The organism is Winogradskyella damuponensis (assembly GCF_039538385.1).
Classification (GTDB): domain Bacteria; phylum Bacteroidota; class Bacteroidia; order Flavobacteriales; family Flavobacteriaceae; genus Winogradskyella; species Winogradskyella damuponensis.
Map to the genome: position 1 here is coordinate 1 of NZ_BAABCB010000030.1, position 15,766 is coordinate 15,766.

At 35.2% G+C, this 15,766-nt stretch carries 13 protein-coding genes; all 13 read left to right on the forward strand.

Features of this window, described 5'->3' with window-relative positions:
• Nucleotides 1-297: 297 nt before the first annotated feature.
• The 13 genes from ABD730_RS15255 (at nucleotide 298) to ABD730_RS15315 (ending at nucleotide 15,624) form a co-directional block, all read left to right on the forward strand.
• Nucleotides 298-468, forward strand: coding sequence for a hypothetical protein (locus ABD730_RS15255; protein WP_344715767.1), 171 nt, complete (start codon nucleotides 298-300; stop codon nucleotides 466-468).
• A 206-nt stretch (nucleotides 469-674) separates the two neighbouring features.
• Entirely contained in the window at nucleotides 675-2,354 is a 1,680-nt protein-coding gene (gene ilvD / locus ABD730_RS15260; RefSeq protein WP_334465174.1) for a dihydroxy-acid dehydratase, read from the forward strand.
• Between the two features lie 156 nt (nucleotides 2,355-2,510).
• A complete protein-coding gene (ilvB, locus tag ABD730_RS15265) occupies nucleotides 2,511-4,247 on the forward strand; it encodes a biosynthetic-type acetolactate synthase large subunit (protein WP_344715771.1) in 1,737 nt (578 codons plus the stop codon).
• Nucleotides 4,248-4,249: 2 nt separating this feature from the next.
• On the forward strand, nucleotides 4,250-4,780 hold the full coding sequence (gene ilvN / locus ABD730_RS15270) for an acetolactate synthase small subunit (protein WP_334465179.1): 531 nt from the start codon (nucleotides 4,250-4,252) through the stop codon (nucleotides 4,778-4,780).
• Nucleotides 4,781-4,793: 13 nt separating this feature from the next.
• Entirely contained in the window at nucleotides 4,794-6,293 is a 1,500-nt protein-coding gene (gene ilvC / locus ABD730_RS15275) for a ketol-acid reductoisomerase (RefSeq protein ID WP_344715773.1), read from the forward strand.
• A 150-nt stretch (nucleotides 6,294-6,443) separates the two neighbouring features.
• Nucleotides 6,444-7,709 (forward strand): threonine ammonia-lyase IlvA, encoded by a 1,266-nt coding sequence (gene ilvA, locus ABD730_RS15280; protein WP_344715774.1) that lies wholly within the window; start codon nucleotides 6,444-6,446, stop codon nucleotides 7,707-7,709.
• 79 nt (nucleotides 7,710-7,788) lie between these two features.
• Entirely contained in the window at nucleotides 7,789-9,381 is a 1,593-nt protein-coding gene (locus ABD730_RS15285) for an NADP-dependent glyceraldehyde-3-phosphate dehydrogenase (RefSeq protein ID WP_344715776.1), read from the forward strand.
• Nucleotides 9,382-9,793: 412 nt separating this feature from the next.
• Complete coding sequence (locus ABD730_RS15290; protein WP_344715777.1) at nucleotides 9,794-10,423, forward strand: GNAT family N-acetyltransferase; 630 nt, start codon at nucleotides 9,794-9,796, stop codon at nucleotides 10,421-10,423.
• Entirely contained in the window at nucleotides 10,416-11,597 is a 1,182-nt protein-coding gene (locus tag ABD730_RS15295) for an argininosuccinate synthase (protein WP_344715779.1), read from the forward strand. Before ABD730_RS15290 ends, ABD730_RS15295 begins: the two co-directional genes overlap by 8 nt.
• A 51-nt stretch (nucleotides 11,598-11,648) precedes the next feature.
• The gene (gene argC, locus ABD730_RS15300) at nucleotides 11,649-12,632 is read left to right on the forward strand and encodes an N-acetyl-gamma-glutamyl-phosphate reductase (protein ID WP_344715780.1); all 984 of its coding nucleotides are present in this window, start codon (nucleotides 11,649-11,651) and stop codon (nucleotides 12,630-12,632) included.
• A gap of 58 nt (nucleotides 12,633-12,690) precedes the next feature.
• Entirely contained in the window at nucleotides 12,691-13,491 is an 801-nt protein-coding gene (gene proC / locus ABD730_RS15305) for a pyrroline-5-carboxylate reductase (RefSeq protein WP_344715782.1), read from the forward strand.
• Complete coding sequence (locus tag ABD730_RS15310; protein ID WP_344715783.1) at nucleotides 13,488-14,621, forward strand: aspartate aminotransferase family protein; 1,134 nt, start codon at nucleotides 13,488-13,490, stop codon at nucleotides 14,619-14,621. The genes proC and ABD730_RS15310 overlap by 4 nt, the downstream gene beginning before the upstream one ends.
• A 67-nt stretch (nucleotides 14,622-14,688) precedes the next feature.
• Nucleotides 14,689-15,624, forward strand: a complete 936-nt coding sequence (locus ABD730_RS15315) for a Rossmann-fold NAD(P)-binding domain-containing protein (protein ID WP_344716100.1) — start codon at nucleotides 14,689-14,691, stop codon at nucleotides 15,622-15,624.
• The last annotated feature ends 142 nt before the right edge of the window (nucleotides 15,625-15,766 follow it).

Consider the following 15,766-nt stretch of genomic DNA (forward strand, 5'->3'; position numbering starts at 1 on the left):
TTTTTTTACAAAAATCAGAATCTTTTTTTAATCATCACACACAACTTTTAGCAATGACCCAAAAATATACCGTTTTTTAATATTTATTTCAGCTCTGTCATCATTTTTTATAAAATCAAAAAAATTACCACTGTGAGGTATTTCTACTCATTTTACACTTATTACTTTCAAATAAAACAATACAATCAGGTCTGCATAACTTTATAAAACGACAATAGCGTACTAAAACGCACCTTATTCAAAACATAAAAAGTATAAAAAGCGCCATAAAGTTCATAAGAAAATGTTGTGCGCTATGTGAACTCTAAAATACCTGTTATTGGGTATTTAATACCAACTGAAACTATTCATGTACCAAATCAAGATTTATCTGAAACGAATGAGATAAAAAGATTGAAACCTATTCAGACAAACCCAACAACAAAGAATAAAAGCATGAACATTCTAGAAACCATAATTTTATTTTAAGCCTTCCTTACATCGAGAAGGCTTTTTTTATGCAAAAAAATAGCACACTTGGACATCATATTTATTTCAAATCAAAATACTGATTAACAGCGATTTATAACCGTGTCAATTCTATTGAATTTAGATTAAGAAATAGAATATTAATATACAAACGCTGCATAACAAGTAATTTAGATTCAGCAAATCATTTTTGCCATAATAAAACTATGAACGAATTAAACAAATACAGCAAGACCGTCACTCAAGATCCAACGCAACCTGCAGCTCAAGCTATGCTACATGCCATTGGATTAACAAAAGAAGATTTTTTTAAACCTATTGTTGGTATTGCAAGTACAGGTTACGAGGGCAATCCGTGTAACATGCACCTTAACGACTTAGCCAAATTGGTAAAAGAAGGCACAAAAAACGAAGACATCGTTGGATTAATTTTCAATACCATTGGAGTAAGTGATGGCATTTCCATGGGAACGCCAGGTATGCGCTACTCACTTCCATCGCGAGACATTATTGCAGATTCTATGGAAACCGTAGTCCAAGCCATGAGCTACGACGGCTTAGTAACTGTAGTCGGTTGTGACAAGAACATGCCTGGCGCTTTAATGGCTATGATTCGATTAAACAGACCAAGTATTTTAGTCTATGGTGGCACTATTGATTCGGGTTGTCATAACGGCAAAAAACTAGATGTTGTTTCTGCTTTTGAAGCTTGGGGAAGTAAAGTGGCTGGTACAATGAATGAATCAGAATACCAAAATATTGTTGAAAAAGCCTGTCCAGGAGCTGGCGCATGTGGTGGTATGTATACCGCAAACACCATGGCTTCTGCAATTGAAGCTTTGGGAATGACATTACCGTTTAATTCTTCAAACCCAGCACTAAGTGATGCCAAACAAAACGAATCCATAAAAGCTGGTGAAGCCTTACGTTTATTATTAGAAAAAGATATTAAACCTTCAGATATTATTACAAGAAAGTCACTCGAAAATGCCGTAAGACTTGTAACAATCTTAGGAGGATCAACCAATGCCGTCCTACACTTTTTAGCAATAGCAAGAGCTGCTCAAATAGATTTTACACTTAAAGATTTTCAAGATATTAGTGATAACACGCCATTCTTAGCAGATTTAAAACCTAGCGGAAAATATTTAATGGAAGATGTGCATGCTGTTGGAGGTATTCCAGCTGTATTAAAATACCTTTTAAAGAAAGGCATGATTCACGGTGATTGTTTAACCGTTACAGGAAAAACAATTGCAGAAAACTTATTAGATGTTCCTGACCTTAAAGCAGGGCAAGATGTTATTAAACCTATTGAAGAACCTATAAAAATCTCTGGACATTTAAGAATGCTTTATGGCAATTTAGCAACCGAAGGCAGTGTGGCTAAAATTACAGGAAAAGAAGGCTTATGCTTTAGAGGAAAGGCCAAAGTTTTTGAAGGAGAATATGCCGCTAATGATGGTATTAGAGATGGCAAAGTTGAAAAAGGAGATGTTGTTGTCATTAGATATGAAGGGCCAAAAGGCGGGCCAGGAATGCCCGAAATGCTAAAACCTACCGCTGCGATTATGGGAGCTGGTTTAGGTAAGGATGTTGCTTTAATTACAGATGGTCGTTTCTCTGGCGGAACTCATGGTTTTGTGGTAGGTCATATTACACCTGAAGCACAAGAAGGAGGCACAATCGCCGTCGTAAAAGATGGAGACATTATTACTATTGATGCTGAGACCAATTCTATATCATTAGAAGTTTCTGAAGTCGAGCTTCAGAAAAGACGCCAACAATGGAAAGCACCAGAATTAAAATTTGAACGTGGTGTCCTCTATAAATATGCCAAAACAGTATCGTCAGCATCTAAAGGATGTGTGACTGACGAGTTTTAACTAATTTCTTAAAAAAGGAATCTCTAAGTCGGAAAAGCAAAAAGCCAATCCATAAAAAAAGAGAACGATAATATAAGTATTGAATAACCAATCTATGCTTCCTTCGAGACGTACAGATTTTAAAATGAGATTCCCATTGTCGTGGGAAGTAAAAACATGAAAGAAACTCAAACCGTACAAAACAACACCAAAAACACTGAAGCTACAGAACGTATTTCTGGAAGTGAAGCCATTATAAAATGCCTATTAGCCGAAGGTGTTGATATTCTTTACGGATATCCTGGAGGTGCCATTATGCCTGTTTATGATGAATTATATAAGTATCAAGACAAAATCCATCATGTTTTAACGCGTCATGAACAAGGCGCAACACACTCAGCACAAGGTTATGCTCGTATTTCAGGTAAAGTTGGTGTCTGCATGGCAACGTCTGGCCCTGGAGCCACCAATTTAATTACAGGTATTGCTGATGCCCAAATCGATTCGACTCCAATGGTTTGCATCACTGGCCAAGTCGGTTCGCATTTATTAGGAAGCGATGCGTTTCAGGAAACTGATATTGTTGGAATTTCAACTCCTGTAACCAAATGGAATTGTCAGGTTACTAAAGCCTCTCAAATCCCAGAAGCTATTGCTAAAGCATTTTATATTGCTAGAAGCGGACGACCAGGACCGGTTTTAATAGATGTCACTAAAGATGCTCAATTTGAAGAATTTGACTTTAAATATGAAAAATGTAAAGGCGTAAGAAGCTACAAACCTGTACCAGACACTGATAAAAACACACTAAAAGCAGCTGCCGAACTTATTAATAATGCAAAAAAACCATTAGTCGTTTGGGGGCAAGGAGTCATTTTAGGTAAAGCGGAACAAGAGTTTAAAGCTGTTATCGAAAAAGCAGGAATCCCTTCGGCTTGGACAATTTTGGGTGCTTCTGCCATCCCAACTTCGCATCCATTAAATGTTGGTATGGTTGGCATGCATGGAAATTATGCGCCAAATGTATTAACAAACGAATGTGATCTTTTAATCGCGATTGGCATGCGATTCGATGACCGTGTTACCGGAAATTTAGAAACATATGCAAAACAGGCAAAAATCATTCATTTTGATATTGATCCTGCCGAAATAGATAAAAACGTAAAAACAGATGTTGCCGTTCTTGGAGATGCAAAAGCAAGTTTAGAAGCTTTGCTACCCTTGTTAAATGCCAATTCTCATATTGAATGGCATCAAAAATTCAAAGATTTATATAACATTGAATTCGAAAAAGTCATTAAAAATGATTTACACCCAACCAAAGAAGGCCTAACCATGGGAGAAGTGTTAAAAGAAATCAACATTCAAACCAAAGGAGATGCTGCTATTGTAAGTGATGTTGGTCAGCACCAAATGATTGCTTGTCGATATGCCGAATTCAATAAAAGCAAAAGCAATATTACATCAGGTGGTTTAGGGACTATGGGATTTGCATTACCAGCAGCCATAGGTGCAAAAATGGCAGCACCAGACCGAGAAGTCATAATGATTGCAGGAGATGGTGGTTACCAAATGACAATTCAAGAGTTAGGTACTATTTTTCAACAAAAAGTACCCGTTAAAATCGTGGTATTAAATAACGAATTTCTAGGTATGGTTCGCCAATGGCAACAGTTATTTTTTGACAAACGTTATGCATCAACAGAAATGACAAACCCCGATTTTGTAGCCATTGCAAAAGGCTATTCTATCGAAGCTAAAAAAGTAACCGAAAGAAAAGATTTAAAAGCAGCTGTAAAAGAAATGATTGACTGTGAAGGGCCTTATTTCTTAGAAGTCCGAGTGGAAAAGGAAGGTAATGTCTTCCCAATGATTCCAACAGGCGCAAGTGTTTCAGATATAAGACTAGACTAACTATGGAAAACGAAATAAAACAATTTACCGTTTCTATATATACGGAAAACAACATCGGATTATTAAACAGAATTTCTGCAATATTCCAAAGAAGACACATCAATATTGAAAGTTTAAACACTTCGCCATCTGAAATTGAAGGAGTCTCTAGATTTACGATTGTCGTCAATATTACAGAATCTCAAATGAAAAAGATTCAAGGCCAAATTGAAAAGCAAGTCGAAGTCATAAAAGCCTATTATCATACTGAAGAAGAAATCATTTATCAGCAATCGTGCATCTTTAAAATGAAATCTAATTTATTGTTTGATGAACGTCAAATTCAGAATATCATTAAAGAAAGCAATGCTAGAATTGTCACTGTAAATCGCGATTTCTTCGTTATAGAAAAATCAGGTAGAAAAGAAGAAATCGATTTATTACATAGAGAATTAAGTGTCTTTGGCATTATGCAGTTTACACGCTCAGGCCGTATTGCTGTAACCAAAGACGAAATGAAAATATCAACAATGCTATTAGCATTAGAACATTAAAATACAAGAAAAAATGTCAAATTACTTTAACACATTACCATTAAGAGAACAATTAGGTCAATTAGGAAAATGTCGTTTTATGGACGCTTCAGAATTTGAAGATGGCGTCAACGCATTAAAAGGAAAGAAAATCGTTATTGTGGGTTGTGGAGCGCAAGGCCTTAATCAAGGTTTAAATATGCGCGATTCTGGATTAGATATTTCATACACGCTTCGTCAAGTTGCCATTGACCAACAACGCGATTCTTATAAAAATGCAACGTCTAATGGATTTACAGTAGGCACTTATGAGGAATTAATTCCTACAGCCGATTTAGTTTTAAACTTAACTCCAGACAAACAACATACCAATGTCGTAAAAGCCATAATGCCTTTAATGAAGAAAGGAGCGACGTTAAGCTACTCTCATGGTTTCAATATTGTTGAAGAAGGCACTAAAATCCGAGAGGATTTAACCGTAATTATGGTGGCACCAAAATGTCCTGGAACCGAAGTAAGAGAAGAATATAAACGTGGATTTGGAGTCCCAACATTAATTGCTGTACACCCTGAAAATGACCCAGAAGGTAAAGGTTGGGCGCAAGCAAAAGCATATGCCGCTGCAACTGGAGGACATCGTGCTGGTGTTTTAGAATCCTCTTTTATTGCTGAAGTAAAATCAGATTTAATGGGAGAACAAACTATATTGTGTGGTCTGTTACAAACCGGAGCTATTTTATCTTTTGATAAGATGGTTGAAGAAGGTATTGAACCTGGTTATGCAGCTAAACTAATTCAGTTTGGCTGGGAAACCATTACAGAAGCCTTAAAACATGGAGGTATTACCAACATGATGGATCGTTTATCTAATCCTGCAAAAATAAAAGCCCACAACTTATCAGAAGAATTAAAAGTGATTATGCGTCCATTATTCGAAAAGCATATGGACGACATTATCTCAGGTCACTTCTCTCAAACCATGATGGAAGATTGGGCTAATGACGATATTAATTTATTAACCTGGAGAGCCGAAACTGGTGAAACTGCTTTTGAAAAAACAAAATTGACTTCAGATCATATTACAGAGCAAGAATATTTTGACCATGGAGTATTATTAGTCGCTTTTGTAAAATCTGGTGTAGAACTCGCTTTCGAAACCATGGTAAGTGCAGGTATTATTGAAGACTCAGCTTATTATGAATCGCTTCACGAGTTACCATTAATAGCTAACACTATCGCAAGAAAAAAATTATTTGAAATGAATCGCGTCATTTCTGATACGGCAGAATATGGCTGTTATTTATTTGATCATGCTTGCAAGCCCTTATTAACGGATTTCATGAAAACAGTAGATACATCTATCATTGGAAAATCATTCTCAAAAACAACAGGAGTTGACAATATAGAATTAATTGCTGTTAATGACGCGATTAGAAATCACCCTATCGAAGCTGTTGGTCAACGTTTGCGTGCAGCAATGACTGCTATGAAAGTGATTAAAACTGAAGATGTAAAAGCATCTGTTTTAGCGTAACAAAAATTATCCTGCAAGGTTTCAAAAACCTTGTAGGTTTAAAGATAAAAAAAACTCTGTTTACTGCGAAAATTAAAACTTCGTAGAACATTAACTTTAAGATTTAATGAAAGTAGGTCATTCTCAAGAGATTCCTGCTTTCACAGGAATATGGAAACCAAAACCACATACAGACCAACATTAAAAGCTATTGAAGCTGCAGCAGAAAAATTACAAGGCATTGCATCCGTAACACCTTTAATTAAAAATGCACGATATTCTAAAGATTTTGATGCTAATATTTATTTTAAAAGAGAGGACTTACAAGTTGTGCGTTCTTACAAAATTCGTGGTGCTTATAATAAAATAGCCTCATTGAGTCCATCTCAAATTGAAAATGAAATTGTGTGCGCAAGCGCAGGAAATCATGCGCAAGGTGTTGCCATTTCATGTAAACTTTTAAAAATAAAAGGCACTATTTTTATGCCCTCGCCTACTCCCAATCAAAAGATTGAACAGGTAAAAATGTTTGGGGAAGAGTTTGTTGACGTTGTTTTAGTTGGAGATACGTTTGATGATGCTTACCACGCAGCAATGCAACAAAGTAAGGAACTCAATAAAACCTTTGTACACCCTTTTAATGACGAAAAAGTTATTGAAGGCCAAGCAACCGTAGGCTTAGAGATTATAGACCAAGCCAAAACACATCCCATTCATTATGTTTTTGTACCAGTAGGTGGTGGTGGACTTGCCGCAGGATTATCCTCTGTTTTTAAAATCTTATCTCCTCAAACTAAAATTATTAGCGTTGAGCCGAAAGGAGCACCAGCAATGCTCACCTCTATTAGAGCTAACCGAAATACAGAATTAAGTACCATCGATAGTTTTGTTGATGGTGCTGCTGTTAAACGTGTTGGAGATTTAAGTTTTGCTATTTGTAAAGAAACACTGCATCGTGTCGTTACAGTAGACGAAGGTAAAATTTGCCAAACGATTTTAGACTTATATAATAAAGATGCTATTGTAGTTGAACCTGCAGGAGCTTTGAGTCTTTGTGCCTTAGACCAATTTTCTGAAGAAATCAAAGGCAAAAACGTGGTTTGTGTGATTAGCGGAAGCAATAACGATATCACGCGAATGGCAGAAATAAAAGAACGTGCGCTTCTTTATGCCAATCTTAAACACTACTTTATCATCAAGTTTCCACAACGCGCAGGAGCTCTACGTGATTTTGTAGTTGATATTTTAGGACCTACAGATGATATTACACATTTTGAATACACTAAAAAAGTCAATCGCGAAAATGATGTCGCAGTCGTTGGTTTACAGTTAAAATCACCAGAGGATTTAGAACCTTTAATTACCAAAATGAAGCTTAATAACTTCTATGGAGATTACCTAAATGATAAACCCGATTTATTTCAGTTTTTAGTATAGCTTAACATAACCATAACCACACAAGAGATGCGATTTAGTATCTTTATTACTTACAATTAACAGTTCAAAATAAGTTATTATGACTTCAGCATTTGTGAATATTCCAGAACAGTTTCAAATTAAAAATTTAGTCGAACAAAACACCTATTTAGTAGACGGTGCACTGATACCTTGGCGCGGAGAAACTTCTAAAGTATATTCTACAATTTCTTCCACTGAAGATTATAAACCCACATTACTTGGAACTATTCCAACTTTAGGAAAAAAAGAAGCTATAAAAGCATTAGATGCTGCTGTTTCAGCATACAATAAAGGACAAGGTTTATGGCCAACAATGAAAGTTGTAGACCGTATTGCTTGCATGGAAAAGTTTGTAGAACAGATGAAGACGAAACGTGAGGAAGTCGTCAAATTACTAATGTGGGAAATTGGAAAAACCCTACCTGATTCTGAAAAGGAATTTGATAGAACCGTTGAATACATTTACGATACCATTGAAGATTACAAACAAATGGATCGTGATAGCGCTAAATTTGTAAAAAGCTCTGGTGTTAATGCTCACATTAGAAGAGGACCTTTAGGTGTCGTTTTGTGTCTAGGCCCTTATAACTACCCTTTAAATGAAACTTTTGCTTTATTGATTCCGGCATTAATCATGGGTAATACAGCCATTTTTAAACCTGCAAAACATGGAGTTTTATTAATTACACCTTTATTGGAAGCTTTTAGAGATAGTTTTCCAAAAGGAGTTGTAAATATTATCTATGGAAGAGGAAGAACCGTAGCGGCTCCAATTATGCAATCTGGCAAAGTGGATGTTTTAGCTTTAATAGGAAATAGTAAATCAGCAAATGCATTACAAAACCAACACCCTAAAAGTAACAGGTTACGTTTAGTTTTAGGTCTTGAAGCTAAAAACCCTGCTATTGTGTTACCAGACGCTGATTTAGATTTAGCCATTGATGAATGTATTGCAGGAACTACTTCTTTTAATGGTCAACGTTGTACGGCTTTGAAAGTTCTATATGTACATGAAAATATCATTGAAGAATTTAACAAGCGTTTTTCAGCTAAAGTCGATGCGCTTAAATTCGGAAACCCATGGGAAGATGGAGCAAAACTAACTCCGTTACCAGAACCCGATAAACCAATATATATTCAAGATTTAATTGACGATGCCATTGAAAAAGGAGCCAACATCATTAATAAGAAAGGTGGAAACACCACAGAAAACTATATTTTTCCAGCAGTTTTATATCCAGTAACTAAGGATATGCGCGTCTTTCAAGAAGAACAATTCGGACCAGTTATTCCAATAGTTCCATTTAATGACATCGAAGAACCCTTAGATGATATGGCAGCATCGAATTACGGACAACAAGTGAGTTTATTTGGAAACGACGTTAAAACCTTAGCGCCATTAATTGATACTCTTGTGAATTTAGTTTGCCGTGTGAATCTAAATAGTTCTTGTCAACGTGGACCAGATGTATATCCATTTACTGGACGAAAAGATTCGGCTGTAGCAACATTAAGTGTACATGATGCCTTACGTTCATTTTCAATTAGAACCTTTGTAGCGTCAAAAGACAATGATTATAACAATGCTATTTTAAAAGATTTACTAGATTCTAGAGCCTCAAATTTTGTGAGCACAGATTATATCCTCTGACAAATAGCCGATTAGAATGAATTATTTAAAATTTTAGTCGCTTATATTATGAATTTCATAAAAAAATAGCAAAAGTGAACGCGTTGCGACGAATATTAAATATTAATTCTAAATTTACACTATGTTAAGTCAAAAAAATAGAATCGAAAGACCCACACGCTTGTTGTTAAACAGGCGACGTCGCTAATGGCATTACTTAAAACCATTTAGTTAATCTTTTATTTTTTTACATTGAACAATCTATCATATATATTTTCCGCTTTAGTACTTTCCTTTTCAAATCGAAATACTTTACGTTGTACCCATAATCGTCGCCCGTAAGGGTACACTTCTATTTATAGAACTTAGGTGAGTCCGGTTCTCCTTTCAGAAACAAAAATTAAGTCAATTTATAATTAAAAAATCAATTACAATGAAAATTGTTATTGCTGATAAATCACATAGCATATACGCAGAAATCATCTGCGATACTATTGCTGAAGCTGCTAAAGTTAGAGGTACTGGTATCGCAAAACGTCAACCAGCATACATCATTACCAAAATGGAAAATGGTAATGCTGTCATTGCATTAGAAGGTGATAAATTCGCTGGCTTTTGCTATATCGAAGCATGGAGCCACGGGAAATTCGTCGCTAATTCCGGCTTAATTGTTCATCCAGATTTTAGAAATATAGGTCTTGCTAAACAAATTAAGAAAGTCATTTTTGAACATTCTAGAACCAAATTTCCAGATGCAAAAGTTTTTAGTATTACCACAGGTTTGGCAGTTATGAAAATGAATAGCGAATTGGGTTACAAACCTGTGACGTTTTCAGAATTAACAGACGATCAATCCTTTTGGAAAGGCTGTCAAACATGTAAAAATTTCGATGTATTAACGAGAACAGAACAAAAAATGTGCTTATGCACAGGAATGTTATATGATCCTTCTAAAGCTGAAGCATCAAAACCTAAAACACGTCCTTATGACAAAAAAGTATGGACACGATTAAAATTGATAAAACAGAATATGTTTTTAATAAAAGACAAAAAAGATGAGTAAAAAATTAGTTATAGCATATAGTGGAGGCTTAGATACCTCTTACTGCGCAGTAAGTTTAAGTAAAGCAGGATATGATATTCATGCCGTAAGTGTGAATACTGGCGGATTTACTCAAGAAGAAATTAAAACTATTGAAAGCAATGCCTATAAAATGGGTGTTTCAACATACAAGAATATTGATGCGGTTGCATCCTATTACGATAAAGTGATTAAGTATTTAATCTTCGGAAATGTTTTAAAAAATAACACTTACCCTTTATCTGTGAGCGCCGAACGTATTATTCAGGCCATTGAAATTGTACAATACGCCAAAAGTATAGATGCTAAATATATTGCACACGGTAGTACAGGCGCAGGAAATGACCAAGTGCGTTTTGATATGATTTTTCAAACCTTAGCACCAGAAATTGAAATCATTACACCAATTAGAGATGGCAAATTAACCAGACAGCAAGAAATTGACTACCTCATAGAAAATGGCATCGACATGTCTTGGAACAAAGCAAAATACTCAGTAAACAAAGGCCTTTGGGGAACGAGTGTTGGTGGAGAAGAAACGTTAACGTCTGAAAAACCATTACCAGAATCCGCTTACCCATCACAATTAAAACATACAGACCCAGAGAAAGTAGTACTTACATTTTCTGAAGGTGAATTAGTAGCTTTAAATGGTGTAGAAAATAATCCCGAAGTCAATATCGAAGTGCTGAACAACTTAGCTTCTGCTTATGCTATTGGCAGAGATATTCATGTTGGCGATACGATTGTAGGTATCAAAGGTCGTGTTGGTTTTGAAGCTGCCGCTGCTTTAATTATTATCAAAGCGCATCATTTATTAGAGAAACACACCTTAACGAAATGGCAACTGCAACATAAAGATTATTTATCTAATTTCTATGGCATGCATTTACACGAAGGGCAATATTTAGACCCAGTAATGCGAGACATGGAAGCCTTTTTACAAAGTAGTCAAGACAAAGTTTCTGGTAATGTAACTGTAACGTTAAAACCTTACCACTTCACGCTAGATGGCATAAAATCTAAACACGATTTAATGAGTGCGAAGTTTGGAAGTTATGGTGAGGAAAATAAAGGTTGGACAGCAGATGAAGCCAAAGGATTTATTAAAATATTTGGCAATCAAAACAAGATTTATCAGCAAGTAAACAACTAAATAAGACCTCACAGGTTTTCAAAACCTCGTAGGTCTCAAAATGTTAGCACAATGAAAAAATTAAATATAGGAATCATTGGAGGCGCTGGTTACACAGCAGGAGAATTAATTAGATTATTGATTCATCACTCTAAAGTAGAAATCGATTTTATTTACAGTACTTCTAACGCAGGAAACAAAGTTAGTAAGGTGCATCAAGATTTGTTAGGCTCAACTGATTTGATGTTTTCAAATGAAATCAATACCAATGTTGATGTGCTTTTCTTGTGTTTAGGTCATGGCAATTCAAAAGCATTTTTAGAACAAAATACATTTTCTGAAGGCACTAAAATCATTGATTTAAGTAATGATTTCAGATTAACTAAAGACGACGTTTTCAATGCCAAAACCTTTGTTTATGGTTTACCTGAATTACATAAAGAAGCGATTAAAAAAGCCGATTATATTGCTAATCCAGGTTGTTTTGCTACAGCAATTCAATTAGCAATATTACCTTTAGCTAATGCCGAAGTATTACAAAACGATGTACACATCAATGCTGTAACTGGTGCCACTGGTGCCGGAACTTCATTATCTGCGACAACACATTTCACTTGGCGAGATAATAATTTTTCACACTACAAAGCATTTACACATCAGCATTTAGGAGAAATAAATCAAACCGTAAATGCGCTACAATCAGATTTTAATTCTGAAATCATTTTTATGCCGAATCGCGGTGATTTTTCAAGAGGCATTTTTGCAACACTTTATACGAAATATGAAGGCAGTTTAGAAGACGCAAAACAATTGTATACGGAGTTTTATAAAGATGCTGCATTTACCTTTATTTCTGATGAAGACATTCATTTAAAACAAGTCATTAACACCAATAAATGCATCCTTCATTTACATAAACACAACGATAAATTACTGGTTACAAGTATTATTGACAACCTATTAAAAGGCGCCTCTGGACAAGCGATTCAAAACATGAATTTAATGTATGGCTTTGAAGAAACTGAAGGATTACAATTAAAGGCAAATTATTTTTAATAAACACTATAGACCTGTAAGGTTTTTGAAACCTGACAGGCCTTAAAACATTAAACACATGAAAATAGCAATCATAGGAACAGGAAACTTAGGAAAGTCCATCGCAAAAGGGCTCATCACTAACAACGCCATAACGACTCTTTATTTAACCAAAAGAAATCTGGATGATATTCAAGATTTGGACGGTTATAAAAATGTCATATTAACAACCGACAATATTGAAGCTGTAAAAAATTCAGATATTTTAATATTTGCCATTCAACCTAGACATTTCGAAACCATATTAAACGATGTTAAACCGTATTTAACAGAAAAACACGTTTTAATCTCAACGATTACAGGTTTTCTAATTCCTAAAATCGAAGGTATCGTTGGGACTGACCAATTTATCATCAGAGCCATGCCAAATACAGCTATTGCGGTTGGTAAATCTATGACTTGTATGTGTAGTAATGAAAAAGGTGCTAAACGTATTAAAATTGCCGAAGCTATTTTCGATAGATTAGGTCATACCTTAGCCATTCCAGAATCTCAAATGCAAGCAGCAACGGTGGTTTGCGCGAGTGGCATTGCCTTTTGGATGCGACTAATTAGAGCAACAACACAAGCTGCAATACAATTAGGTTTTGACGCTAAAGAAGCACAAGAATTAGCCATGTACACCAGTGAAGGAGCTGCCAATTTATTAATTACAAACGGCAATCATCCGGAAGAAGAAATTGATAGAGTAACCACACCTAAAGGTTGTACAATTCAAGGTTTAAATGAAATGGAACACAAAGGCTTAAGTTCATCTTTAATCCAAGGCATGGTCGCTTCTTTTAATAAAATCAATACCATTAAAGAAGAACAAATATGAGTTTATTTAATGTTTACCCACTGTTTGATATCACACCAATAAGCGCAAAAGACATTTACGTTTACGATGATAAAAATGTAGAATACTTAGACCTTTATGGTGGACATGCAGTAATTTCTATTGGTCATTCGCATCCAAAATATGTTTCGGCAATTTCTAATCAAGTTGAAAAATTAGGCTTCTATAGTAACGCAATTCAAAACCCATTACAAGTTGAATTAGCAGATAAGCTTGAAGCTGTATCTGGCTGTAAAGACTACCAACTATTTTTATGTAATTCTGGTGCTGAGGCTAATGAAAATGCTTTAAAATTAGCATCATTCTATAATGGTAAAAAGAAAGTTTTAGCCTTTAAAAATTCATTTCATGGCAGAACTTCTGCTGCAGTTGCTGCAACTGACAATCCTAAAATTGTTGCACCAATTAATACGCAGCAAAAAGTTGATTTTGTAGAATTAGGTGACTTAGACACGGTTGAAACCATTTTAAAACAAAACGAAACTTGCGCAGTCATCGTAGAATTCATCCAAGGTGTTGGTGGCTTGGACCAAAGTACAACGGAATTCTATAAAGGACTAGAACAACTTTGCAAACTATACAACACAGCATTTATTGCAGACGAGGTACAATCTGGATTTGGCAGAACTGGCGACTTTTTTGCTTTTCAAAAACACAATATTACACCTGATATTATTTCTATAGCTAAAGGCATGGGAAATGGTTTTCCGGTAGGTGGTATTTTAATCCATCCTTCAATTAAAGCTTCTTTTGGGTTATTAGGTACCACATTTGGCGGCAACCATTTGGCTTGTGCAGCGACCCTTTCGGTTTTAGAAGTTTTGGAAGAAGAACAATTAATGGAAAATGCTAAAAACATTTCAGAGTATTTTCAAGATAAAGCGAAGTCATTACCACATTTAAAATCGATTAAAGGACGTGGTTTAATGTTGGGATTAGAGTTCGATTTTCCAATTTCAGAACTAAGAAAAAAATTAATTTTTAACCATCATATTTTTACAGGAAGTGCAAAGAATCCTAATTTAATTAGAATACTTCCGCCTTTAACGATTCAGAAAAAACACATTGATGTATTTTTTGAAGCCTTAGAAAATGAATTAAAAAAGAAATAAAGATTAATTCGAAAACCTTAAAATTAAAGTTTAATTAATGAGATTCCCGCTTTCGTGGAAAATGACTATGAAAAACTACACCAAAATAAAAGATATTTCTAACCTTTCCGAAATCATAAAGGATGCCATTTTATTAAAAATGAATCCTTTTGAATTTAAAGACTTAGGAAAACACAAAACCTTAGTCATGCTATTTTTCAATTCGAGTTTAAGAACACGATTAAGCACTGAAAAAGCAGCAAAAAACCTAGGTATGGAAGTGATGATTTTAAACGTGAATGACGCTTGGAATTTAGAATTTGAGGATGGCACCATTATGAACGTTGACAAATCTGAACACATTAAAGAAGCAGCGCGTGTTATTTCTCAATATGCAGATATCATTGCTGTAAGAGCATTCCCAACGTTACAAGATAAAGCTAAGGACGAATCGGAATACATTCTCAATAACTTTAAAAAATATGCAACAGTACCCATTGTAAATATGGAAAGTGCTACTGCGCATCCTTTACAAGCATTGGCTGATGCTATTACCATTACCGAACTTGCAGAAAAAGTAAAACCAAAAGTCGTGCTGTCTTGGGCACCACATCCAAAAGCTTTACCGCAAGCAGTTGCAAATTCGTTTGTAGAAATGATGCAAGATTTAGAAGTAGATTTAACCATTACGCATCCTGAAGGCTACGAATTAAATGAAGTAATCACTAAAGACACATCAATAAATTACAACCAAGAAGACGCCTTAAAAGATGCTGATTTTGTCTATGTAAAAAACTGGAGTAGCTACAAAGATTACGGTAAAGTCCTAAATCAAGATAAAAATTGGATGATGACAAAAGCCAAATTAGGTCACGCCAAATTCATGCATTGTTTACCTGTAAGACGAAATGTTGTGGTGGAAGATGCTGTTTTAGACAGTGAACAATCTGTGGTGATTAAACAAGCGAATAACAGAACTTATGCAGCACAAATTGTGTTGAAACAGATTTTGGAAGATTTATAATTTATGTCTGGTCGAGCGCAGTCGAGACCTATTAACGTTAAAGACCTCTCGACTGCGCTCGAGGAGACAAAAAATATAGTAGACCTCTCAGGTTTAAAAAACCTAGCAGGTCTTCAACTTAAAGATACTCGCCTTCGCGAGC